Source organism: Haemophilus sp. HN_Hi10 (assembly GCF_049821985.1).
Lineage (GTDB): Bacteria > Pseudomonadota > Gammaproteobacteria > Enterobacterales > Pasteurellaceae > Haemophilus > Haemophilus influenzae_D.
On the sequence record NZ_CP187495.1, the window covers coordinates 156,671 to 180,266 of the forward strand.

30 protein-coding genes, 1 pseudogene and 1 riboswitch are annotated in these 23,596 nt (G+C 39.1%); of the genes and pseudogenes, 8 read left to right on the top strand and 23 right to left on the bottom strand.

All coding sequences use genetic code 11. The features are described from left to right. Positions 1-153: 153 nt before the first annotated feature. From rpsQ to ACPT8Q_RS00835, 12 genes are all read right to left on the bottom strand, one after another. Positions 154-411 (bottom strand): 30S ribosomal protein S17, encoded by a 258-nt coding sequence (gene rpsQ, locus ACPT8Q_RS00780; RefSeq protein ID WP_005625886.1) that lies wholly within the window; start codon positions 409-411, stop codon positions 154-156. Further along, positions 411-602, bottom strand: a complete 192-nt coding sequence (rpmC, locus tag ACPT8Q_RS00785) for a 50S ribosomal protein L29 (RefSeq protein WP_005625888.1) — start codon at positions 600-602, stop codon at positions 411-413. The genes rpsQ and rpmC overlap by 1 nt, the downstream gene beginning before the upstream one ends. Further along, positions 602-1,012 carry a 50S ribosomal protein L16 gene (gene rplP / locus ACPT8Q_RS00790; protein WP_005625890.1) on the bottom strand — a complete coding sequence of 137 codons (411 nt, stop codon included), beginning with the start codon at positions 1,010-1,012 and terminating at the stop codon, positions 602-604. Before rplP ends, rpmC begins: the two co-directional genes overlap by 1 nt. A gap of 13 nt (positions 1,013-1,025) precedes the next feature. Then, entirely contained in the window at positions 1,026-1,733 is a 708-nt protein-coding gene (gene rpsC, locus ACPT8Q_RS00795) for a 30S ribosomal protein S3 (RefSeq protein ID WP_021034699.1), read from the bottom strand. 17 nt (positions 1,734-1,750) lie between these two features. Next, complete coding sequence (rplV, locus tag ACPT8Q_RS00800) at positions 1,751-2,083, bottom strand: 50S ribosomal protein L22 (RefSeq protein WP_005625897.1); 333 nt, start codon at positions 2,081-2,083, stop codon at positions 1,751-1,753. Positions 2,084-2,094: 11 nt separating this feature from the next. Next, the gene (gene rpsS, locus ACPT8Q_RS00805; RefSeq protein WP_005539416.1) at positions 2,095-2,370 is read right to left on the bottom strand and encodes a 30S ribosomal protein S19; all 276 of its coding nucleotides are present in this window, start codon (positions 2,368-2,370) and stop codon (positions 2,095-2,097) included. A 25-nt stretch (positions 2,371-2,395) separates the two neighbouring features. After that, positions 2,396-3,217, bottom strand: coding sequence for a 50S ribosomal protein L2 (gene rplB / locus ACPT8Q_RS00810; RefSeq protein WP_050948736.1), 822 nt, complete (start codon positions 3,215-3,217; stop codon positions 2,396-2,398). A gap of 17 nt (positions 3,218-3,234) precedes the next feature. Continuing rightward, positions 3,235-3,534, bottom strand: a complete 300-nt coding sequence (rplW, locus tag ACPT8Q_RS00815) for a 50S ribosomal protein L23 (protein ID WP_005632756.1) — start codon at positions 3,532-3,534, stop codon at positions 3,235-3,237. Next, positions 3,531-4,133, bottom strand: coding sequence for a 50S ribosomal protein L4 (gene rplD / locus ACPT8Q_RS00820; RefSeq protein ID WP_050846563.1), 603 nt, complete (start codon positions 4,131-4,133; stop codon positions 3,531-3,533). The genes rplW and rplD overlap by 4 nt, the downstream gene beginning before the upstream one ends. Before the next feature lie 15 nt (positions 4,134-4,148). Further along, positions 4,149-4,775, bottom strand: a complete 627-nt coding sequence (gene rplC, locus ACPT8Q_RS00825) for a 50S ribosomal protein L3 (protein WP_050948737.1) — start codon at positions 4,773-4,775, stop codon at positions 4,149-4,151. A 16-nt stretch (positions 4,776-4,791) separates the two neighbouring features. Further along, positions 4,792-5,103, bottom strand: a complete 312-nt coding sequence (gene rpsJ, locus ACPT8Q_RS00830; RefSeq protein ID WP_001181005.1) for a 30S ribosomal protein S10 — start codon at positions 5,101-5,103, stop codon at positions 4,792-4,794. Positions 5,104-5,337: 234 nt separating this feature from the next. Beyond that, positions 5,338-6,240, bottom strand: coding sequence for a LysR family transcriptional regulator (locus ACPT8Q_RS00835; protein WP_032822986.1), 903 nt, complete (start codon positions 6,238-6,240; stop codon positions 5,338-5,340). 250 nt (positions 6,241-6,490) lie between these two features. On the opposite strand from ACPT8Q_RS00835, the gene atoD reads away from it, so the two are divergent. Genes atoD through ACPT8Q_RS00855 form a run of 4 tightly spaced genes read left to right on the top strand, consistent with a single transcriptional unit; the run spans position 6,491 to position 10,362 of the window. Continuing rightward, positions 6,491-7,144 carry an acetate CoA-transferase subunit alpha gene (atoD, locus tag ACPT8Q_RS00840; protein ID WP_005648442.1) on the top strand — a complete coding sequence of 218 codons (654 nt, stop codon included), beginning with the start codon at positions 6,491-6,493 and terminating at the stop codon, positions 7,142-7,144. A gap of 10 nt (positions 7,145-7,154) precedes the next feature. Continuing rightward, a complete protein-coding gene (locus ACPT8Q_RS00845) occupies positions 7,155-7,820 on the top strand; it encodes a 3-oxoacid CoA-transferase subunit B (RefSeq protein WP_038440343.1) in 666 nt (221 codons plus the stop codon). Positions 7,821-7,822: 2 nt separating this feature from the next. Then, on the top strand, positions 7,823-9,166 hold the full coding sequence (locus ACPT8Q_RS00850; protein ID WP_005652362.1) for a TIGR00366 family protein: 1,344 nt from the start codon (positions 7,823-7,825) through the stop codon (positions 9,164-9,166). A gap of 14 nt (positions 9,167-9,180) precedes the next feature. Further along, positions 9,181-10,362: an acetyl-CoA C-acetyltransferase gene (locus ACPT8Q_RS00855; protein ID WP_050948738.1), complete on the top strand. Its 1,182-nt coding sequence runs from the start codon at positions 9,181-9,183 to the stop codon at positions 10,360-10,362. Between the two features lie 94 nt (positions 10,363-10,456). Here ACPT8Q_RS00855 and ftsX read toward each other — a convergent pair whose 3' ends face one another. From ftsX to ftsY, 3 genes are read right to left on the bottom strand one after another with little or no spacing between them, the layout of a single operon-like run. After that, positions 10,457-11,386 carry a permease-like cell division protein FtsX gene (ftsX, locus tag ACPT8Q_RS00860; protein WP_050948739.1) on the bottom strand — a complete coding sequence of 310 codons (930 nt, stop codon included), beginning with the start codon at positions 11,384-11,386 and terminating at the stop codon, positions 10,457-10,459. A 9-nt stretch (positions 11,387-11,395) separates the two neighbouring features. Beyond that, positions 11,396-12,052: a cell division ATP-binding protein FtsE gene (ftsE, locus tag ACPT8Q_RS00865; RefSeq protein WP_005635730.1), complete on the bottom strand. Its 657-nt coding sequence runs from the start codon at positions 12,050-12,052 to the stop codon at positions 11,396-11,398. A gap of 18 nt (positions 12,053-12,070) precedes the next feature. Continuing rightward, positions 12,071-13,288: a signal recognition particle-docking protein FtsY gene (gene ftsY, locus ACPT8Q_RS00870; RefSeq protein ID WP_050948740.1), complete on the bottom strand. Its 1,218-nt coding sequence runs from the start codon at positions 13,286-13,288 to the stop codon at positions 12,071-12,073. Between the two features lie 96 nt (positions 13,289-13,384). Between ftsY and rsmD the strand changes: the two genes are divergently transcribed. Both rsmD and trmL read left to right on the top strand, forming a co-directional pair. After that, the gene (rsmD, locus tag ACPT8Q_RS00875; RefSeq protein ID WP_014551074.1) at positions 13,385-13,966 is read left to right on the top strand and encodes a 16S rRNA (guanine(966)-N(2))-methyltransferase RsmD; all 582 of its coding nucleotides are present in this window, start codon (positions 13,385-13,387) and stop codon (positions 13,964-13,966) included. A gap of 10 nt (positions 13,967-13,976) precedes the next feature. Next, the gene (trmL, locus tag ACPT8Q_RS00880) at positions 13,977-14,459 is read left to right on the top strand and encodes a tRNA (uridine(34)/cytosine(34)/5-carboxymethylaminomethyluridine(34)-2'-O)-methyltransferase TrmL (protein ID WP_005685948.1); all 483 of its coding nucleotides are present in this window, start codon (positions 13,977-13,979) and stop codon (positions 14,457-14,459) included. A gap of 48 nt (positions 14,460-14,507) precedes the next feature. Here the strand turns inward: trmL and ACPT8Q_RS00885 are convergent, their stop codons facing one another. Both ACPT8Q_RS00885 and ribB read right to left on the bottom strand, forming a co-directional pair. Then, positions 14,508-15,278, bottom strand: coding sequence for a glycosyltransferase family 25 protein (locus ACPT8Q_RS00885; RefSeq protein WP_050948741.1), 771 nt, complete (start codon positions 15,276-15,278; stop codon positions 14,508-14,510). 96 nt (positions 15,279-15,374) lie between these two features. After that, positions 15,375-16,022 carry a 3,4-dihydroxy-2-butanone-4-phosphate synthase gene (gene ribB / locus ACPT8Q_RS00890; protein ID WP_050948742.1) on the bottom strand — a complete coding sequence of 216 codons (648 nt, stop codon included), beginning with the start codon at positions 16,020-16,022 and terminating at the stop codon, positions 15,375-15,377. 88 nt (positions 16,023-16,110) lie between these two features. Next, a riboswitch (FMN riboswitch) is annotated at positions 16,111-16,288 on the bottom strand. Between ribB and nadR the strand changes: the two are divergent. Both nadR and ACPT8Q_RS00900 read left to right on the top strand, forming a co-directional pair. Next, positions 16,265-17,506 (top strand): annotated as a pseudogene (nadR, locus tag ACPT8Q_RS00895) (multifunctional transcriptional regulator/nicotinamide-nucleotide adenylyltransferase/ribosylnicotinamide kinase NadR); the annotation flags it as partial. It overlaps the preceding riboswitch by 24 nt. Continuing rightward, a complete protein-coding gene (locus ACPT8Q_RS00900) occupies positions 17,503-18,183 on the top strand; it encodes a metallophosphoesterase family protein (protein ID WP_021034689.1) in 681 nt (226 codons plus the stop codon). The pseudogene nadR and the gene ACPT8Q_RS00900, both read left to right, overlap by 4 nt. Positions 18,184-18,244: 61 nt before the next feature. On the opposite strand, the gene ACPT8Q_RS00905 is transcribed toward ACPT8Q_RS00900, so the two are convergent. The 6 genes from ACPT8Q_RS00905 to ACPT8Q_RS00930 form a co-directional block, all read right to left on the bottom strand. Further along, positions 18,245-19,915 (bottom strand): fructose-specific PTS transporter subunit EIIC, encoded by a 1,671-nt coding sequence (locus ACPT8Q_RS00905; RefSeq protein WP_050948743.1) that lies wholly within the window; start codon positions 19,913-19,915, stop codon positions 18,245-18,247. 1 nt (position 19,916) lies between these two features. Next, entirely contained in the window at positions 19,917-20,858 is a 942-nt protein-coding gene (fruK, locus tag ACPT8Q_RS00910; protein ID WP_050948744.1) for a 1-phosphofructokinase, read from the bottom strand. 1 nt (position 20,859) lies between these two features. Further along, positions 20,860-22,359: a fused PTS fructose transporter subunit IIA/HPr protein gene (gene fruB, locus ACPT8Q_RS00915; RefSeq protein ID WP_050948745.1), complete on the bottom strand. Its 1,500-nt coding sequence runs from the start codon at positions 22,357-22,359 to the stop codon at positions 20,860-20,862. A 71-nt stretch (positions 22,360-22,430) separates the two neighbouring features. Continuing rightward, positions 22,431-22,961, bottom strand: a complete 531-nt coding sequence (locus tag ACPT8Q_RS00920; RefSeq protein ID WP_050948746.1) for a hypothetical protein — start codon at positions 22,959-22,961, stop codon at positions 22,431-22,433. 95 nt (positions 22,962-23,056) lie between these two features. Further along, positions 23,057-23,335: a virulence-associated protein VapD gene (gene vapD / locus ACPT8Q_RS00925; RefSeq protein ID WP_050848517.1), complete on the bottom strand. Its 279-nt coding sequence runs from the start codon at positions 23,333-23,335 to the stop codon at positions 23,057-23,059. A gap of 8 nt (positions 23,336-23,343) precedes the next feature. Continuing rightward, positions 23,344-23,535: a DUF5397 family protein gene (locus tag ACPT8Q_RS00930; protein WP_012055040.1), complete on the bottom strand. Its 192-nt coding sequence runs from the start codon at positions 23,533-23,535 to the stop codon at positions 23,344-23,346. Between the last annotated feature and the right edge of the window lie 61 nt (positions 23,536-23,596).

Genomic DNA, 23,596 nt, shown 5'->3' on the forward strand with positions numbered 1-23,596 from the left:
TGGCGAATTCTAACAAAAGAAAAAGAGAAAGGCAATGATAATTTACCTTTATCCTCTCAACTCGTTTATTAAAAGTGCGGTTGAAATTTACAAGATTTTGAATGTAAAAAAGCCAATGGATTAACCATTGGCCTTTCATTGTTATATTGTGAATTAAGCGATTACCGCTTTCTCAACAACGCGAACTAAAGTCCAAGATTTGGTTTTTGATAGAGGACGACATTCGCGAATCTCTACGGTATCACCAACTTTGGCTTCATTATTCTCATCGTGTACGTGTAATTTAGTTGTACGACGGATAAACTTACCATATAAAGGGTGTTTTACCTTACGTTCAATAGCAACAACGAAAGATTTTTCCATTTTGTCGCTAACAACTTTACCTTGTACGCTACGAATTTTATCAGTCATTACTCACCCGCCTTTTCGGTTAATACAGTTTTTACACGTGCAATATCACGACGCACTTGTTTAGCCTGATGGGTTTGTTGAAGCTGACCGGTGGCTGTCTGCATACGCAACTTGAATTGTTCACCTAAAAGGTTTACTAATTCAGCATTCAGCTCTTCAACACTTTTTGTACGTAAATCTTGAGCTTTCATTACATCACCGTCTTAGTTACGAAAGTGGTCTTAACTGGCAATTTAGCAGCTGCTAATGCAAATGCGTTTCTTGCTACTTCTTCAGACACACCATCCATTTCATAAAGCACTTTACCCGGTTGGATTAAGGCTACCCAGTACTCAACGTTACCTTTACCTTTACCCATACGGACTTCTAATGGTTTTTCAGTAATTGGTTTATCTGGGAATACACGAATCCAGATTTTACCTTGACGTTTTACTGCACGTGACATTGCACGACGTGCCGCTTCAATTTGACGAGCGGTTAAACGACAACGACCAACTGCTTTTAAACCGTAAGTACCGAAGCTAACTTCAGTACCGCCCGCGATACCACGGTTGCGGCCTTTGTGAACTTTACGGAATTTTGTACGTTTTGGTTGCAACATTTAGCGTTTCTCCTTACTTACGACCTTTACCGCGAGGAGCCTTTTTAGGCTTGTCGGTAGGTTGTTGTTCTGATTGCGCAACGGCAGCCATTCCACCAAGAATTTCACCTTTGAAGATCCACACTTTAACGCCGATTACGCCGTAAGTTGTGTGAGCTTCTGCAGTGTTATAATCGATGTCCGCACGAAGAGTATGTAGAGGTACACGACCTTCACGATACCATTCTGAACGTGCGATTTCTGCACCACCTAAACGACCGCTAACCTCAACTTTGATACCTTTAGCACCTAAACGCATTGCGCTTTGTACCGCACGTTTCATTGCTCGACGGAACATTACACGACGTTCTAATTGAGAAGCGATGCTATCTGCAACTAATTTCGCATCTAATTCAGGTTTTTTCACTTCAGCAATGTTGATTTGAGCAGGAACGCCAGCGATTTTAGACACTGCGTTACGTAATTTTTCAACATCTTCACCTTTTTTACCGATTACGATACCAGGACGAGCTGTGTGAATAGTTACACGAATACTTTTAGCTGGACGCTCAATAGTAATACGTGAAACTGAAGCATTTGCTAATTCTTTATTTAAGAATTTGCGTACTTTGAAATCGCCTTCAAGATTGTCAGCGAAGTCTTGTGTATTCGCGAACCAAGTAGAGCTCCAAGGTTTAACAATACCTAGGCGAATACCATGTGGATGTACTTTTTGACCCATTGCTATTCCTCTACTTATTAACGATCTGACACAACCACAGTAATGTGGCTAGTACGTTTTAAAATACGATCTGCACGACCTTTAGCACGTGGCATAACACGTTTCATGCTAGGACCTTCATCAACGAAGATTTTAGCAACTTTAAGATCATCGATATCTGCACCGTCATTGTGCTCTGCGTTTGCAATAGCTGATTCTAAAACTTTCTTCACTAAAGCTGCTGCTTTTTTGTTAGTGAAAGTTAAGATTTCTAATGCTTGCGCAACTTTTTTACCACGAATTAAATCGGCAACTAAGCGAGCTTTTTGGGCAGAAGTGCGAGCGTAACGATGTTTTGCGATAGTTTCCATCTATTTACCTCTTATTTCTTAGCTTTCTTATCTGCCGCGTGACCGCGGTATGTACGAGTCGGTGCAAATTCACCAAGCTTATGACCGATCATTTCATCAGATACATAAACAGGAACGTGCTGACGACCATTATGGACTGCGATGGTCAATCCGATCATTGATGGAATGATCATTGAACGACGGGACCAAGTTTTGATTGGTTTTTTATCCCCGCTTTCCACCGCCTTCTCTACCTTCTTCAACAAGTGTAGGTCAAGGAAAGGACCTTTCTTGAGAGAACGTGGCATGGCTAATCCTCTTTAATTTAATCTATTATTTGCCACGACGACGTACGATATATTTATCAGTACGTTTGTTGTGACGAGTTTTCTTACCTTTAGTTTGAACGCCCCAAGGAGTTACTGGGTGTTTACCAAAGTTACGACCTTCACCACCACCGTGTGGGTGATCTACTGGGTTCATTGCAGTACCACGAACTGTAGGGCGAATGCCTCTCCAGCGGTTAGCACCAGCTTTACCCAATACGCGAAGCATATGTTCTGAGTTACCAACCTCACCGATTGTTGCAACACATTCAGCTAATACTTTACGCATTTCGCCAGAACGTAAACGTAAAGTTACATAGTTGCCTTCACGTGCGATGATTTGTACATAAGCACCAGCAGAACGAGCGAGTTGACCGCCTTTACCTGGTTTTAATTCAACGTTATGTACTGTTGAACCAACTGGGATATTACGCATTGGTAATGAATTACCCACTTTAATTGGTGAGTTTATGCCAGCTTGGATTTGATCGCCTACTGACAAACCTTTAGGTGCTAAGATATAACGGCGTTCACCATCTTTATAAAGCACTAAAGCAATGTTAGCAGAACGGTTTGGATCATATTCCAAACGCTCAACAACCGCTGGGATGTCTAACTTGTTACGTTTGAAATCGATTAAACGGTAGTGTTGTTTGTGACCGCCACCAATGTGACGAGTAGTAATACGACCATAGTTGTTACGACCACCAGTTTTAGATTTAGTATCTAGAAGAGGTGCGTAAGGTTTACCCTTGTGTAATTCAGGGTTCACGATTTTAACAACGTGACGACGACCAGCGGAGGTCGGCTTACATTTAACGATAGCCATTCTCTAATTTCCTCCGATTACTCTGCACTGTCCACGAAGTCCAAATTTTGGCCTTCGGCTAAAGTTACATAAGCTTTTTTCCAGTCGCTGCGACGACCCATTTTGTTACCACGGCGTTTAGTTTTACCTTTAACAACCACAGTACGAACAGAGTCAACTTTTACTTCAAATAATTGAGCAACAGCAGCAGCAATTTCAGCTTTGTTCGCATCTAAAGCAACTTTAAGTACAACAGTGTTAGATTTTTCAGCATTGTTCGTTGCTTTTTCAGAGATGTGCGGTGCACGTAGCACGCTTAGCAAACGTTCTTGACTCATGCTAGGATCTCCTCAATTTGTTTCACAGCATCAATAGTAACAATCACTTTATCGAAAGCAATTAAGCTAACTGGATCGATACCTTGAACATCACGTACATCAACTTTATATAAGTTACGTGCTGCTAAGAATAGATTTTCATCTAAACTTGCTGTGATAATTAACGCATCTTCAACGGCTAAATCTTTTAATTTTTGTACTAAAACTTTAGTTTTTGGTGCATCTAATTCAAATTTTTCAACAACAACCAAACGGTCTTGACGAACTAATTCAGAAAGAATGCTTTTGATAGCACCACGGTACATTTTCTTGTTCACTTTTTGGCTGTGATCTTGTGGTTTAGCCGCGAAGGTTGTACCACCAGAACGCCAGATTGGTGATTTAATATCACCAGCACGAGCACGACCTGTACCTTTTTGACGCCAAGGTTTTTTACCTGAACCAGACACTTCAGCACGAGTTTTTTGCGCACGAGTACCTTGACGCGCACCTGCCGCATAAGCAACAACAACTTGGTGGATCAACGCTTCGTTAAACTCACGTCCGAAGGTAGTTTCAGAAACAGTTAGTGCGTTTGCACCTACAACTTGTAATTCCATCTCTATCTCCTAGACTTATGCTTTAACTGCTGGCTTAACGATAACATCGCCATTAATAGCACCAGGCACAGAACCTTTTACTAATAGCAATTTACGCTCAGCATCTACACGAACAACTTCAAGTGATTGAACAGTTACACGTTCAGCACCTAAATGTCCTGCCATTTTTTTACCTTTAAACACACGACCCGGAGTTTGGTTTTGACCAATAGAACCAAGTACACGATGTGATAAAGAGTTACCATGTGTAGCATCTTGAGTACGGAAATTCCAACGTTTAACACCACCTTGGAAACCTTTACCTTTAGAAGTACCGGTAATATCTACTTTTTTAACATCTGCAAAGATGTCTACATTGATTTCTTGACCTAAAGTGAATTCTTCACCTTCAGTACGAAATTCCCATAAACCGCGACCAGCTTCAACACCTGCTTTCACGAAATGGCCTGCTTCAGGTTTAGTTACACGATTCGCTTTTTTAGAACCAGTAGTAACTTGAACTGCAGTATAGCCATCGTTTTCAAGAGTTTTAACTTGAGTTACGCGGTTGGCTTCGATTTCGATAACGGTAACTGGTACAGAAACACCGTCTTCATTGAAGATACGGGTCATACCAACTTTACGACCGACTAAACCAATCATTGTAATAACCTCTTAATTAACCTAGGCTGATCTGCACGTCCACGCCGGCAGCCAAATCTAAACGCATTAATGCATCAACAGTTTTTTCTGTTGGCTCTACGATATCTACTAAACGTTTGTGAGTACGAATTTCGTATTGGTCACGTGCGTCTTTGTTTACGTGTGGAGAAATCAACACGGTGAAACGCTCTTTACGAGTTGGTAAAGGGATTGGACCACGAACTTGTGCACCAGTACGTTTAGCTGTTTCTACGATCTCCGCAGTAGATTGATCGATCAAACGGTGATCGAAAGCTTTTAAGCGGATACGGATTCTTTGGTTCTGCATTAGACCAGAGCTCCAATAAAATTTAGCTAATAAAAAACTAACACCAATCACAATTCTAACTTCAAAATAGAAAAGGAGGTGCAAGTTACCTGTTATATAGTCTCCAAATCGGAAACATTGTTAGCCTGACATATCGTCACGCTCGTTTAATAAATGATTACATTAAACGGCTCTCATATTAAGGGCTCGTAGATTCTATAGAAAGACAACCCTATTTGCAAGCTTTTATTTTAACTATTTTGTTGGCCTAAAAGCCTCTAATAATTTATCAAAAATATATTCTTCAAGATGTGTGTAGACCGTTTTTCTTTGACGACATAGTGTCACTTTCCACGGAACAGGACTTTCGATTTTACGACACAAAAATTCTTTTGAATGATAAAGCTCAGCCATAGGTAACGGTAGAATAGTTAATAATTCTTTGTTTGTTTTGACCGCACTTAGCAGAAAATCCCAACAGCTCGAATCCAAAACAATATCTGGATAACAATTATTGCGCTCAAAAGCTTCCTTCAAATGATGATGAATCATAAATGTTTGATCAAAAATTGCCATTTTCTGGTGATGTAAATCGGCCCATGTGATTTGTTGTTTTTTTGCTAAAACATGCTTTGGTGAAAGAAATAAGGCTAATTCAGAACTATGAATTTCAATTGAATCAATAATATTTTTTGATATTCGCTCGGGATATAACAACACGGCTAAATCAACTTTATCTAAAAGAAGTTCACTCTTTAGAGCATAAGCTCCAATTTCTTTAATAATGAAATTAATATCTGGATTCTTAAGAATAAGATTAGGCAATACAGAAGAAAACACGGCTGATAAAACTAAGGGAGGAATACCAATTGTTATCGTACCTTTCTTACAATCTTTTGATTTATAAAGATTTGTTCTCATATCATTGTAACGCTTGATCACTTCTTTTGCATCACGATAATAATTCTCCCCCGCAAAGGTTAGTCCAATAATTTTTCCTGATGCCCGTTTAAATATCTGAATATTTTCACGATTCTCAAACTCTGTAATCATCATACTTAATGCAGGTTGAGACACATATAAATTTTGAGACGCTCGGCTTAAATTAAAATCATTATCTACGATTGAAACAAAATATCTTAGATGCCTAATATCCATCATTTTCACCCCCCTAAGGGCTGCCATTTTTATAAAATATAGCACAAGGATTGTTTAAAACACTATCAAAATAACTTATACCCCCCTAAGAAAGATGTATTTCTTTTACGAAATTTTTTTTGCTATTTTCAATATCAATCTAGTTCCTTTATCGCCTATCAAGGATCATCACAAGAAACATATCCATTTGAAATATAAGATACTTATTTGTTGATATTCTTTCTTTTAATCTCGTTATTAGGAGGTCTCTATGACACAAAAACATCTTAAGCTTAATAATCTAAATCAACACCTACATGATGGTATGAGCATCATGTTTGGTGGATTTATGGGTATCGGCACTCCAGCCAAACTTGTCCAACAAATCTTAGATTCTGGCGTAAAGGATCTCACACTCATAGGCAATGACACAGCCTTTATTGACACTGGCGTAGGCCCTTTAATTGTAAATAATCGAGTCAAACGTTTAATTACATCCCATATTGGTACAAATCCAGAAACTGGTAAAAAAATGATTGCTGGTGAAATAGATGTAGAACTCGTTCCACAGGGTACCTTAGCTGAACGGATTCGTGCAGGTGGTGCTGGATTAGGTGGTATTTTAACACCTACGGGTGTCGGCACTGTTGTTGAAGAAGGAAAACAAAAAATTCAAATTGATGGCAAAGAATATTTGCTTGAACTCCCACTAAAAGCTGATATTGCCATTATCCATGCTCAAAAAGGTGACATGAATGGCAATTTAGCTTATGAATTATCTGCTAGAAACTTTAATCCACTCGTTGCTTTAGCAGCCAAAACTGTCATTGCCCAAGTTGATAATCTACTAGAGGTCGGTCAGTTACCCCCAGATGAAGTCATCACGCCAGCCGCATTAATTGATTACATTGTTTGTTCAGAATAAGGAGAACGCCATGAATGCAAAAGAATTAATCGCTCGCCGAATTGCGATGGAATTACATGATGGAGATATTGTTAATCTTGGTATTGGTTTACCAACACAGGTTGTTAATTATTTACCTGATAATGTCAATATTACACTTCAATCAGAAAATGGCTTTCTTGGTTTAACTGCATTTGACCCAGAAACTGCTAATTCAAACTTAGTAAATGCTGGTGGTCAGCCTTGTGGAATTAAAAAAGGCGGTGCTACTTTTGATAGTGCTTTTTCCTTCGCTTTAATTCGTGGCGGTCATGTTGATGCCTGTGTGCTAGGTGGACTTGAAGTTGATCAAGAAGCAAATCTCGCTAACTGGATGGTACCTGGCAAAATGGTACCAGGAATGGGCGGAGCAATGGACTTAGTGACGGGTGCAAAAAAAGTGATTATTGGCATGGAACATTGTGCCAAGTCAGGTTCCTCAAAAATTCTAAAGAAATGTACCTTACCGCTCACAGCAAGTAAAAAAGTTGCCATGGTGGTTACCGAATTGGCAGTATTTAACTTCATTGAAGGCAGATTAGTTCTAAAAGAACACGCTCCTCATGTGGATTTAGAAACAATTAAAGCCAAAACAGAAGCCGATTTCATTGTTGCCGATGATTTCAAAGAAATGCAAATCAGCCAAAAAGGACTTTAATTATGATTAGTCGCGTTTCTCGTTTTATGACGACATTCGTTAGTAAATACCTGCCAGACCCACTTATTTTTGCCGTGTTACTCACCTTTGTCACATTCATTTGTGCTTGGGGATTAACCGATAGTACACCTGTTGATTTAGTTAATATGTGGGGTAATGGCTTTTGGAATTTACTTGGTTTTGGTATGCAAATGGCATTAATTGTCGTAACTGGTAATGCTCTTGCAACCTCACCACAAATTCGTAAGTTTCTTTCTACAATCGCTTCAATAGCAAAAACACCAGCACAAGGTGTTGTCTTAGTTACGTTTATGGGTTCAATTGCCTGTATCATTAACTGGGGCTTCGGTTTGGTCGTTGGTGCGATGTTTGCAAAAGAAGTCGCACGGAGAATAAAAGGCAGTGACTACGCCTTACTGATTGCCTGTGCCTATATTGCATTTATGACATGGGGTGGAGGTTTTTCAGGCTCAATGCCACTTTTAGCCGCAACACCAGGCAACCCAGTTGCTCATTTAATGGTGAGCGAAAGCAACCCACAAGGTATTATTCCTGCAGTTAGTACGCTTTTCTCTGGGTACAATATTTTTATCACGTTAAGTTTAGTCATTTGCTTGCCTTTCATTACCTATATGATGATGCCCAAAAATGGCGAAGCAAAAAGTATTGATCCAAAACTTATTGCGCCCGATCCAACATTTGATAAAAAATTGGATAAAGATGCAACACTTGCTGAAAAAATGGAAGAAAGCCGCTTCTTAGCCTATACAATCGGGGCATTAGGATATAGTTACCTCGGTATGTATTTCTACAAAAACGGATTCAATCTCACAATTAATAATGTAAACCTTATTTTCTTAATCACAGGAATTGTGCTTCATGGCTCGCCAATGGCCTATATGCGAGCAATTATTAATGCCACACGAAGCACAGCAGGGATCTTAGTGCAATTCCCATTCTATGCGGGTGTGCAACTAATGATGGAGCATTCAGGCTTAGGTGGTTTAATCACCGAATTCTTTATCAATGTTGCTAACAAAGATTCTTTCCCATTATTAACCTTCTTTAGTTCTGCTTTTATTAACTTTGCAGTGCCTTCTGGTGGCGGTCACTGGGTCATCCAAGGACCATTTGTTATCCCTGCTGCTCAAGCATTAGGTGCAGATCTAGGTAAGTCTACAATGGCAATTGCCTATGGTGAGCAGTGGATGAACATGGCTCAGCCATTTTGGGCATTACCAGCACTGGGTATCGCAGGGCTTGGCGTGAGAGATATTATGGGCTTCTGCATGACCGCACTTATCTTCACCGCACCAATTTTTATTATTGGTTTATATTTCTTATAGAAAAGGAGTTAAAAATGGAAAATGTTGTTATTATTAGTGCAGTTAGAACACCGATCGGCAGCTTTAATGGTGCATTATCTTCCGTAAGTGCGGTTGATTTAGGTGCAATTGTGATACAAGAAGCCATCAAGCGTGCCAACATTGAAAGTGCATTAGTTAATGAAGTCATCATGGGGAACGTATTACAAGCAGGACTAGGGCAAAATCCAGCCCGTCAAGCAGCATTAAAAGCAGGAATAGAGAAAGAAATCCCTTCTTTAACAATCAATAAAGTATGTGGATCTGGTCTAAAAAGTGTCGCATTAGGTGCACAGTCTATTACCAGTGGTGATGCTGATATTGTTGTTGTGGGTGGCATGGAAAATATGAGCCAAGCACCTTATCTTTTAGATAGCAAAGTACGACAAGGCGTCAAAATGGGTAATCTCACATTAAGGGACACAATGATTGAAGACGGACTAACTTGTGCTAGCAATCACTATCATATGGGGATTACTGCCGAAAATATTGCAGAACAATATGGCATTAGCCGCCAAGCACAAGATGAACTCGCATTACGTTCACAAACCTTAGCATCTCAAGCCGTGCAATTAGGTGTATTTGATAAGGAAATTGTCCCTGTTATGGTAAAAACTCGCAAAGGTGACATTATTGTTTCACGAGACGAGTATCCTAAAGCAGATACTACAGCTGAAGGTTTAGCTAAATTAAAACCTGCTTTCAAAAAAGAGGGTACTGTCACCGCAGGTAACGCTTCTGGCATTAATGATGGTGCTGCAGCACTTATTTTAGTTAGCGAAAGCAAAGCTCATGCACTTGGATTAAAAGCCATTGCAAAAATTAGAAGCTATGCCAGCGGTGGGGTAGATCCATCTGTTATGGGATTAGGTCCAGTTCCAGCAACGCAAAAAGCATTGAAAAAAGCAGGAATAAATCTTGATGATATCGATCTGATAGAAGCAAATGAAGCCTTTGCCTCACAGTTCTTAGGTGTTGGCAAAGATCTCAATTTGGATATGAATAAAACCAATATTCATGGTGGAGCTATCGCACTTGGGCATCCAATCGGCGCGAGTGGTGCAAGGATTTTAGTAACGTTATTGCACAATCTTATCGAAAAAGATAAAAAACTTGGGCTTGCTACACTTTGTATTGGCGGTGGTCAAGGTATTTCTATGATTGTAGAACGCTTATAACCATTTACTTCCTAAACTACAACAGCGAAATATTTCACTTCTAACTAAAAAAGCGAATTTCTTTTAAGAAATTCGCTTTTCTTTTGATATCCAATTATTCTTTCCTCTCCATCATCGCAATATGCCTTGTCGCGGCAATCCACGCCCCAACATAGCCCATAATTAAACAGCACACTAATAGGAATATAAATTCGCCAACGCCTAATCCATTCAAACTGAATTGGACGGCAAAAATATCCGTTACATATTTCACTGCAGAAGTAAAATAGCTGATAATAAAACTACTAAAAATTGCAGCGGCTAATCCACCTAATACAGCATAAATCATCCCTGTATAAAGGTAAGGACGAAGAATAAATTGATCTGTTGCACCAAGCAATTTCATCACATCAATACTTGATCGGCTACTATACACATCAGAGCGGATACTGTTACCAATAACCAAGAATACCGCTATCGCCATTAATACAGTACAGAAAATTGCCACGTGAGCAATTAACCAAGAAAGTGCGGTTAATTTTTCCATCCAATCATTATCCAAGCGAACTTCTTGTACCCCTTTGATTTTATTTAAATTGGTACGTAACTCATCACGTTTTTCTGACACATTAAATTCGCTCGTCGGTTTTACTATCACGACCGCAGGTAATGGATTATCATCTAAAATTTCTAATTCTTCGCCAAAGCCAGACCAGCTTTTAAATTCCTTTAAACTTTCTTGGCGAGAAACATAATTAAGGGATTCCACCCCATTTTGTTGGCGGATTTTTTCCACCACCAAATTTGCGTCTTCTTCACTTAAGTTTTTATGCAGATAAATCGTCAATTCACTTTCAGGATAAAATTGTGTGGTCGCTAAATGTAAATTTTTCCACATTAAATAGCTCACGGTTGGGATCGTCAGAGATACAGCAATCACCAAAATCGTGAGCAGCGTGCCAAATTTACGTTGCCATAAATCCGCCCATACTGCACGCAAAGTATAGGCTGTTTGAACAAAAACAGATGCATCCGGTCGGCTCATGATTATTCCTTAATAACGTAAATAACCTTGTTCAAGCACAAGACAAGGTTTTGGTTTTTGTTGAATTAAATTAATGTCGTGAGTAGCAATTAACACTGTCATTCCGAGACGATTAAATTCTTCAAACAAATTAAAAATGCCTAAAGAAAGTTCATCGTCTAAATTACCCGTTGGTTCATCTGCTAGTAAGAGCTGAGGTTTATGCACAATCGCACGCGCAATATCAACACGTTGCTGCTCCCCTCCAGAAATTTGTGGTGGCAAATAGTGCGCTTTATTACGCAATCCTACACGATCTAAAGATGCCATAGCACGTGTATGCGCATCTTTTGGATGCATACCTGCAATAATCAACGGCAATGCCACATTTTCCACCACAGTACGATCTGTTAATAAACGATAATCTTGATGAACCATACCAATTTGGCGACGCAAAAACGGAATTTCATATTTTGACAAACGAGTAATATCGTGTCCGTTAAACCAAATCTGACCTGCGTTGGCTTTTTCCATCCCCATAATAAGCTTGAGTAATGTACTTTTCCCTGCGCCTGAATGCCCAACCAAATAAGTCATACTTCCCACTGGAAGATGAAAATTCAAGCCTTGTAACGCAGGCTGCGTTGCACCGTGATAGGCTTTAGAAACATTTGAGAACTTAATCACAATTTTTCCTTATTCTTTTTATTCTTCTTCATGAACGAATAATGCCTCAATAAATTCCTTGGCATTAAACTCACGTAAATCTTCTATTTTCTCGCCCACGCCAATATAACGAATAGGCAACTTAAACTGATCGGCTATGGCAAAAATCACGCCGCCTTTTGCCGTGCCGTCTAATTTTGTGAGTGAAATTCCTGTTAAACCCACAGCTTCATTAAATAATTTCGCTTGGCTAATGGCATTTTGTCCTGTGCCAGCATCCAGCGTAAGCATAATTTCATGTGGCGCAGTTTCGTCATATTTTTTCATAACACGAACAATTTTTTTCAGTTCGTCCATTAAGTTATTTTTATTTTGCAAACGACCCGCCGTATCCGCAATAAGAATATCAATATTGCGTGCAGCCGCTGATTGCATCGCATCAAAAATCACCGATGCAGAATCAGAACCCGTGCTTTGCGCAACAACTGGAATATGATTACGTTCTCCCCAAACTTGAAGCTGCTCAACAGCCGCTGCACGGAAAGTATCGCCCGCCGCAAGCATCACTGATTTTCCTTCAGCCTGAAATTTACGTGCGAGCTTACCAATTGTCGTCGTTTTACCCACACCATTTACGCCCACCATTAAAATCACATAAGGTTTTTTCGTGCTATCAATCTCTAACGGTTGTGCTACTGACTCAAGAATATCCGCCATTTCTACTTTTAATTGCTGATATAAAAGCTCGGCATCTTGTAATTCTTTGCGGCTTGCATGTTCAGTCAAATTTTTGATGATTTTACTTGTTGTCGGCACGCCAATATCCGCAATCAAAAGTTGTTCTTCCAATTCTTCAAACAACTCATCATCAATTTTCTTTCCTAAGAAAAAGCTACGAAAACCCGCGCCAACATTTTGTTTAGTTTTCAGTAATCCCTTAACTAAACGACTAAAAAAGCCCCCTTCACTTGGTTTTCCGCGAGTTTCAATTTCAACAACGGGCTGAAGATCATCTTCTAAATTTTTCGCTTCGATGATTTCTTCGACTGGCTCAAGTGCAACTGGCTCAAGTGCGGTTGAAATTTCCTGTATTTTTTCTTCTTCGACTAAATCATTAGCTTCAAATTTTTCAATAGACGGCTCGACATCTTTAATCTTTTCTTCTTCAATTATTGGCTCTATTTTAGGTTCATCTTGCTTTTTATTACGCCCAAATAACGATGCCCAAAATCCGCCTTTTTTATTTTCTTCAGCCATAAAATGCTCTCTTAACTGTAATCCGATAAAAATGTCGTTCATTCTAGCAAAAAATCGTCTAAACTAAGCAAAATTTTCAATAAAAATCGAATCTTTATGAAAAAAATACAAACGCCAAATGCAAAGGGCGAGGTTCGCATTATTGCTGGGCTATGGCGAGGTCGAAAACTTCCAGTATTAAATTCTGAAGGCTTACGCCCAACTGGCGATAGAGTGAAAGAAACGCTTTTTAATTGGTTAATGCCTTACATTCATCAGTCTGTATGTTTAGATGGCTTTGCGGGGAGTGGTTCGTTAGGTTTTGAAGCACTTTCTCGCCAAGCGAAAAAAGTGACTTTTTTAGAATTGGATAAAACCGTTGCCAATCAATTAAAAAAGAATTTACAAACACTCAAATGCTCATCAGAACAGGCTGAAGTAATTAATCAAAGTAGTTTGGATTTTCTAAAACAGCCACAAAATCAACCGCACTTTGATGTGGTGTTTTTAGATCCACCTTTTCATTTTAATTTGGCAGAACAAGCAATTAGTTTACTTTGTGAAAATAATTGGCTAAAACCCAATGCGTTAATTTACGTAGAAACAGAGAAAGATAAACCGCTTATTACTCCTGAAAACTGGACGTTATTGAAAGAAAAAACGACGGGAATGGTGAGTTATCGTTTATATCAGAATTAGAGAAAAAATTATGTTAGATATTGTTTTATATGAACCAGAAATCCCACAAAATACCGGTAACATTATCCGCCTTTGTGCCAATACAGGATTTCGCTTGCACTTAATTGAACCCCTAGGTTTCACTTGGGATGATAAACGCTTACGCCGCTCAGGTTTGGATTATCACGAATTTGCGGAAATCAAACGCCACAAGACTTTTGCAGCCTTTTTAGAAAGCGAAAAACCCCAACGTCTCTTGGCACTCACAACAAAAGGCAGTCCAGCACATAGCCAAGTAAAATTTGAACTTGGGGATTATTTAATGTTTGGCCCAGAAACTCGTGGCATTCCGATGTCAATTTTAAATGAAATGCCGCTGGAACAAAAAATCCGCATTCCAATGACAGCCAATAGCCGCAGTATGAACTTGTCTAATTCGGTTGCAGTAACGGTTTATGAAGCGTGGCGACAATTAGGCTATAAAGGTGCGGTAAATTTACCAGAAGTAAAATAAACAAAAAAGTGCGGTTAAAATTTAATAAGATTTTTAACCGCACTTTTGTTATTTAAATGGAACTTGTTTTCCGAACATTTTTATTTTTACTCGTCCAAATTCATTTTTTATTTTTTCTAAAATAGAAAACTTACGTTGATTTCCGTGCACTCTATCTCTCCCCTCTTTTAAACTGCTTTCAAAAGGATGATCTGGATGTAATATAAAATCTTGAACGCAAATACCAGGTGAAAGTTGTACTATTTTATAATTCTTGAAATGTAAAAAATCCTCAAAAACAAGGGAATCAACTGCTACATCAAGTGGTTTATTTTTTACTAATTCAAGCAAATATTTAGCCCCTTTCGCTGTAACAGTATATCCAGCACATCCTGATTGTTTTACCGTAATGGGATAAACATTTCTATCACATTTTACAGATTGTGGTTTTTTTAAGAACATTTTGCCATTTGCTTCTAATTTTAAAACATGAATATCATCAGAAATATAATCAATTTCTAATAATTCTTTGGCATTTTCCCCTAGATGAATGTCATCTTCAAAAATATTGATATAGTTTAAATTATTCTCTAAGGCTAAATTCCACAAGACAATATGACTTAATGCACAACCAATTTCTCCATCTGATAACTTGGCTTGAGGAGAACGATCTAATGTAATATTAAATTTTTTAGCGGTTTCTTCAATAAGGTCAGGCGTGATAGCATCAAAGAATGCAAAGGGAATATTCTGCTTACCGAATTCTTCGGTAATGTGTTTTCGGCGTTTTTGTTCGGTAGTTAAACTGATAACATAATTGTGCTGAGCTGCATTATGCATAATAAGTAACCCAAATAAATAAAAAGGTGGAACAGTATAATATAAAAAGTGCGGTGAAAAATCATAGAAATTTTAACCACACTTTTCTCTCTAAAATTAAATATTATTTGCTAAACGATATTCAACCAAATCTTCAATGGTAAGCACAGAATAACCAAATTTCTTTGCAAATTCTACAATATCGGGGGTGCGAGCCATTGTGCCATCGTCGTTAGTAATTTCACAAATAACACCTGCTTCTTTAAATCCTGCTAAACGCGCTAAATCAACGGACGCTTCAGTGTGTCCGCGGCGAGTAAGTACGCCACCATTTGCTGCACGAAGTGGAAATATATGACCAGGACGATGCAAATCTGTTGGAAGTGCATTATCCGCAATCGCCATTTGAATAGTAGTTACTCGGTCTGCGGCAGATACGCCTGTAGAAACACCTTTCGCGGCTTCGATCGTTACAGTGAAAGCCGTTTTGTTTACGCTATTATTGTGTTCTACCATTGGCGGTAAATCGAGTTGTTGGCAACGTTCATCGGTAATACATAAACAAACGATACCACTGCCATAACGAATTAATTTTGCCATTTGTTCTGGCGTGATTGTTTCTGCTGGGAAAATTAAATCGCCTTCATTTTCACGATCTTCATCATCTAAAACTAATACGCCATTTCCCTTTTTGAAGGCATTAATTGCTTTAAGTACGCGTTCTTCAGCGGTATTGCCGAATGGAGATAAAATTGACTGATTCATAGTAATTTCCTAATTTGAGATTTCAATTAAATACCAGAATCAGGGCTGAGAAATGCAAATAAAATGAACGATTTGGGAACCCAATTCGTTTTATTCTCTTTCATCCAGACTTTACTGTCGGCTTTGGAATTTCACCAAATCTGCTGACTTTAAAAATGAATGTCAGGACAATTTCGCAGGGAAAATTTGCCAAAAATTGACCGCACTTTTAAACGCTCGTGGGCTTTACCACCGGTAGGGAATTTCGCCCTGCCCTGAGAATGCGTGCTAAGTATAACGCAAAATACCTAGGCACTAAATCAGAACGTGAAAAATATTTTCATTTATCCTACAATAAACACACTCAATTCTTACGCTATCAAGAGCGGATTATGTCAAAAGCAAAAGAAAAAAAAGTCGGTGTCATTTTCGGGAAATTTTATCCTGTACACACAGGTCATATAAATATGATTTATGAAGCGTTCAGTAAAGTCGATGAACTACACGTTATCGTGTGTAGTGATACGGAGCGCGATTTGAAATTGTTTTACGATAGTAAAATGAAACGTATGCCAACCGTGCAAGATCGTTTGCGTTGGATGCAGCAAATTTTCAAATATCAAAAAAATCAGATTTTTATTCATCATTTAGTTGAAGACGGTATTCCAAGTTATCCAAATGGCTGGCAATCTTGGAGTGAAGCGGTTAAAACCCTATTTCATGAAAAACATTTTGAACCTTCAATCGTATTTAGTAGCGAACCTCAAGATAAAGCACCTTACGAAAAATACTTAGGTTTAGAAGTTTCGTTAGTCGATCCTGACCGCACTTTCTTTAATGTGTCCGCCACTAAAATTCGTACGACACCATTCCAATATTGGAAATTTATTCCGAAAGAAGTTCGTCCTTTCTTTGCCAAAACGGTAGCGATTTTAGGAGGAGAGAGCAGTGGTAAAAGCGTGCTTGTGAATAAATTAGCCGCCGTATTTAATACCACTTCCGCGTGGGAATACGGACGTGAATTTGTATTTGAAAAGCTAGGTGGCAATGAGCAGGCCATGCAATATTCTGATTATCCGCAAATGGCTCTTGGTCATCAACGATACATTGATTATGCAGTTCGCCATGCACATAAAATTGCATTTATTGATACGGATTTCATCACTACGCAAGCGTTCTGTATTCAATATGAAGGAAAAGCCCACCCATTTTTAGACTCAATGATTAAAGAATATCCTTTCGATGTCACTATTTTGCTTAAAAATAATACTGAATGGGTGGATGATGGCTTGCGTAGCTTAGGTTCACAAAAGCAACGCCAACAATTTCAACAACTACTCAAAAAACTGTTAGATAAATATAAAGTTCCTTACATAGAGATTGAATCGCCAAGTTATCTTGAACGTTATAACCAAGTTAAAGCCGTCATTGAGAAAGTGTTAAATGAAGAAGAAATCAGTGAATTACAAAACACAACTTTTCCTATAAAGGGGACATCTCAATGATTTTATTTGCTGGTGATCCGCACGGAAGCTATGATCATATTTACCCTTTTATAAAAGAACAGGAAAATGTCGCACTGATAATTTTAGGCGATTTACAGCTCACGACAGCAGATGAATTGGATAAACTCGCACAACATTGTGATATTTGGTTTATTCATGGAAATCATGATAGTAAAACCATTAGTGCTTTTGATTCAATTTGGGGTTCTGAGTGGCAATCACGTAATTTACACAATCGCGTAGTTGATATTCAAGGAACCCGCATTGCGGGATTAGGCGGTGTATTCCGCGGGCAAATCTGGATTCCGCCAAATCGCCCCATGTTTTTTGATCCTATTCATTATTGTCAATATAGTCCACAAGAGAAAATCTGGCGAGGCGGTGTGCCTTTGCGTCATCGCACGTCAATTTTTCCATCAGATATTGAAATCTTAGAAAACCAACAAGCGGATGTGTTGATTTGTCACGAAGCTCCTAAGCCACATCCGATGGGTTTCCAAGTAATTAATGATTTGGCAATGAAGATGGGGGTTAAGCAAGTATTCCACGGACATCATCACGAAAACTTTACTTATCGAACAAACTACCCCTACAAAATCACAAATGTAGGTTTCCGCAGTCTTGCTGATGCAGAGGGAAATTATTTGCTACAAACGATCGACGATCGTGAAAAATAAATCTATTCCAAAATAAAAGCCGATTCAAATGAATCGGCTTTTTTACATTCAAAGTGCGGTATTATTCCGCATTGTTTTTCGATTTAATGACAGCGTAAACTACACCTGTTGATAAAGCACCAATCGCAATTGCACCAAGATATTTCAACGGCTCAGATACAAATGGAATGACAAATAATCCGCCGTGCGGAGCTTGTAATGTAATATTTAATCCCATTGAAATCGCACCAGCCACCGCACCACCAATCACAGAGCTAATAATGACTCGAATTGGATCTGCTGCCACAAATGGTAATGCGCCTTCAGAAATAAAGCATAAACCAAGGACAAATGATGCTTTCCCTGCATCGCGTTGGCTAACTGTGAATTTATTGCGAGCAATCCAAGTCGCAACTGCCATACCAATTGGTGGAACCATACCTGCTGCCATTGCCGCAGCCATTGGCGTATAAACTTGGGAAGCAATCAATCCAACCGAAAAAGTGTACGCTGCTTTATTTACCGGTCCGCCCATATCGATACACATCATTGCGCCGATAATTGCACCTAACACAATCGCATTCACTTCGCCCATTGAAGTAAGCCAATTACTTAACTCTTTCATAATTTCAGCCACTGGTGGATTGATGAGATAAATCATCGTCAAACCAACAATCATCGAACCTAAGAGCGGTAAAATTAAAATCGGTTTTAATGAAGTCAGGCTTGCTGGCAATCGAATAATCACATTCAGCCCTTTCACCACATAGCCCGCTAAGAAACCAGCAATAATACCGCCAAGAATCCCTGCACCCGATTCACTTGCCAACATCCCAGCAATCAAACCAACTGCAAGCCCTGGACGATCAGCGATAGAAAATGCAACGTAACCAGCAAACACGGCTATCATTAATTTAAACGCCACACCTCCGCCGATATTCATCAACATATCGGGAAGATCTTGAAAAACTCCTGTATTTTCAATTACATTAAAACTGAACATAAAGGAAATCGCGATCAACAACCCACCCGCAACCACTAACGGTAACATATGAGAAACACCAGTCATTAAGTGTTTGTACACACCTTTTTTCTCACGGCTTTCTTCTTTCGATTCCGAATTATTTCCACCATCAAAAATTTTGGCTTCTTTAAATGCTTGATCAAATTCTTGCTCGGTTTTCTTCAAGGCTAATCCTGTTGAAGTGCGGTACATTGGTTTACCTTTAAATTTATCTAAAGGCACATCAATATCTGCTGCAACAAATACCAAATCAGCCGCCGCGACTTCTTCTGCAGTAATTTCATTGCCAGCCCCAACTTGACCACGGGTTTCAACTTTTACATTCCAACCTTGTTTTTTCGCATAGGCTTCAATCGCTTCGGCAGACATAAACGTATGTGCAACGCCAGTTGGACAAGCAGTTACCGCAACAATATTTTTTACACCAGAAACACCCGTAAAACTTACCGCACTTTTCGGTGCAACATAATCTGCCCCATTGGCTAAGGCATTTGCCAGCGTTACTTCAGGAGAAATCATGGCGATAGCTTCACCGATAATAAAGACTTTTTTACCAACTAAAGCAGGGTTATTTGGTAATACAGAACCAAATACGAGAACAAGATCTGCTTCGGCTGGTGTTTCTACAATAAAAACATTCGCTTTTTGCGCAGCCGCTCGAAAAACTTCATGTAATAAATAGGCTTTCGCATCGCCTACATTAGCTGATTGGGTTAAAAATAACTTCATACTATCCTTCAATCATCGTTATTTGTACTTTGTCTAAAATGGGGTCAAGTAAACTCAAATCACTCACACCAACATTACTTTGAGACACTGCAAAAGCGGACACAGCCGTAGCAAAAGCTAAGGTTTCTGCTTTCGATAAACCTTTTTCAAAACCATAGATTAAGCCTGCTACCATGGAATCCCCTGCCCCAACGGTACTCACTACATTTTCACATTTTGGTGGTTCTGCTTTGAGCACTCCTTCATTATTAATCCATAAAGAACCTTTTGCGCCCATTGAAATAATCACGTTTTCAATGCCTTCCGCTTTGAGTTGCTGTGCAGCGGCAATAATTTCTTCAAGACGATTTAATGGATGACCAACCCAAGCCTCAAGTTCTCGATGATTGGGTTTTACTAGCCAAGGTTTCGCTTTTAATCCAGCGGTGAGCGCAGCATTGCTACTATCAAGCACCACTTTTACACCAGCTTTATGAAGCTGATTTAACCAATCAGCAAACAATTCAGGAGACACACCTCGAGGTAAACTGCCACAAACTGCGACAATGTCATAATCTAAACAATAAGCCAAAGAATCCGTCACAAATTGTTGCCAAACTTGTGGACTTATTTGATATCCCAAGAAATTTAAGTCTGTCACATCCGCTTCAGTCTCGGTAATTTTTACATTGATACGCGTTTTGCCATCAACACGGTGGAATTTATCTTCCAAACCGTGCTGATTAAACATTTGCTCGAAATCAGCTGAATTATCCTCGCCCAAGAAACCACCGACTGCAACATCAACGCCTAAATCTTTTAGTACTTTTGCAACATTAATGCCTTTCCCTGCAGGAAATAAGCCCAGCGTTTCTACGATATTTACTTCGCCAAGTTGAATACGTTTTAAACGCCCGACTAAATCATAAGCGGTATTTAAGGTAATTGTTACGACGTTTGCCATACTATTCCCCTAAACCCGATTCGATTACAGCACCGATTCCGTCAATAGCTTGTTGCGCTTCATCGCCCGTCGCAACAAAACGTAAACGAGTCCCTTTCACTACGCCTAATGCCACAATTTTCATCAAGCTTTTAGCACTGACTAATTGAGAATTACGATCAAGATTTTGAACTGCTACGGAAGCATTATATTTCTTCACTTCGTTTACCAATATCGCACTTGGGCGAGCGTGCAAACCTTGCTCATTTTTAATCACAAACACGGCCTCAATGGCATTTGCTGGCAAATTATCATCTTCTGTTACCGCAGATGTGTGAATTTGATCGCCCATAATCTCAATGGTATCGGGTTCAGACGGTGGCACTGCAGAAACATTCTCGCCCAAGCCATTGGCTATCGCTTTGCCCAATGATTCAATCGCTTGTTTGGCATCTTCTCCTTCAGCCACAAAACGTAAGCGATGCCCTTGCGTTACACCAAGTGCAACTATTTTCATCAAGCTTTTTGCACTGACGACTTCACTTTCACGAGTAAGATTTTGCACAGTAATTTTAGAAGTGAATTTTTTCACTTCATTAACCAAATTTGCACTTGGACGAGCATGTAAACCGTGTTCATTACGAATTGTAAAAGTTCCTACAACAGCACCTTCTACGGATTGAGTTTTAACATCACACGCTAAACCCAAAAGTGCGGTCAAAATTTCTGTTGAATTACCATTGAGCAAGGTTGTTTGAACCTCATCATCTAATAAACGCGCTAAAGTTGGATTAATTTGATCACTGACAGCTGCAACAGTTATCACGCCTTTTACGGCTTTGCCATTGTGGCTAAAGATCGTTTTGGCACGACTAAATGCTAAGGCATTTTTCACATTTCCTACGACAGAATCCGTTACCCATAATCCTTTGCCAAGCGGTAATGCCGCATTATTAATCACTTCAGAAATAAAGCGATTTTCTACCGCACTTTGCACCTGTAATTGCCCCGCATTAATCGCAACTAAAGTTAATAAACTTTGGGTATCTACGTCTAAACTGATATTGGCAGCAGGAATTTCAAATGGCTCAATTATCTCGCCCATTAAAATCGTGCGAAATTCATCCACATCAGTTATTTTTGCTAATTTCGCTGCGGTATCTTCATCGCTCAAAACCTGAGTAAGTTGGCGTAACAAAGACAAATGTTCATCAGATCGCGCCGCAATACCAATCACGACATAAGCAATATTGCCCTCGCCCCATTCTATGCCTTGAGGAAATTGAAACACTTGCACGCCCGTTTTCTTTACCATCGAACTAGTATCCAAGGTGCCGTGAGGAATCGCGATACCATTGCCTAAAAAGGTAGAGGTTTGCAACTCACGCGCTAACATTCCTTGCAAATAACCATTTTCCACATTGTCTGCTTGAACTAATGCGGACGCTGCCATTTCAATTGCTTGTTGTTTATCAGCTGCGTTAGCATTTAAATGAATGTTGCTTTCCGAAAGTTCTAACATTCTTGCTCCTTAATAATTTAAAAAGAAAGCTGCGGATGAAACAAATCGACCAGCAGCTTATTGAAAAACAATTATTTAGATGTACAGGCTTTCAGCAGCGCCTCACTACCTTGCACAATATATTCATCATTTTCTCCGCGAGCTTCGCCTTTTTGTAAATCACGCATCGCATCATAAATACCTTGAGCCATACTTTGCGAATCTACTTTTTCCCAACAGCTTACACTTAAACGTTTAAGATTAGCTTGCAATGCTTCCGCATGTAACACGCCACTATAATAAGCATATACATCAGAATCATGTCCGCCAGTGTAAAGTTTATCTTGAATTTGTTTCACAGGAACTAAAATACGACCTAAATACCAGTCATTCGCACCACTTGCAAAATTATCTACAAAGAAATTTTCATTCACGCGACCTTTATATGTCGCCACTGTCGCTTCATAAGCTGCTGCATAGGATTTCTGATCGATTTTATCCTTATCTAAATCAATCACTTTTTTATCATTCCCCATAAATGGAACATAATTAGTAATAGACGACCAAGAAGAACAACCTGCCAATATTAAGGTAAAAAATAAAACAGAGGTTTTTTTAAACATAGTCATACCTAATTGAGAATCAACAAAAACGCAGCCATTATACTGGCTGCGTGGGATTAAGCAAGGAAGCCTATAAGCCCCATTTAAACAAATGCTTAACTTCGTATAAAGTCAGTGAAGTCAGACCATTGCTCAATACGAAAAGCACGAATATCTCGTACCGACTGAGAAATCCACGCCAACTGTTTTAGCGAATTCATTGCCTGAAAAAGGTTTGCCATATCTTCATTTGTATTGGTATATAAACTTCCTTGTGTTCTAACAAAACCAAATTTTGCTAAAACCGCACCAATGTCTGTATAAGCCTGCTGAACACCTTTTGGATGATAATCTTGAGTGTCTTTTACAACTAAATCAAAAGCAATCGCGTACATAGTTTTCCTTATTCAGCTTCGGGATCTTCAAGTAAGTGAGATAAGCGATAAATATCTTTTTCTCCAGATTGTAACAATGTGATATTTACCAACGCATCGCCATCTGGCAAAAATTCCGCAACCTCGCCAACCACATAAGGCACGCCAAATTGCCCGAATTGTTTAATACAGCCCGTTGGAATTTGTTGTCTTAGTTCCATATTTAACCTCATATTTTTATGGTTTTATAACATAATTTTGTAGAAAAATGGATAAAAATTT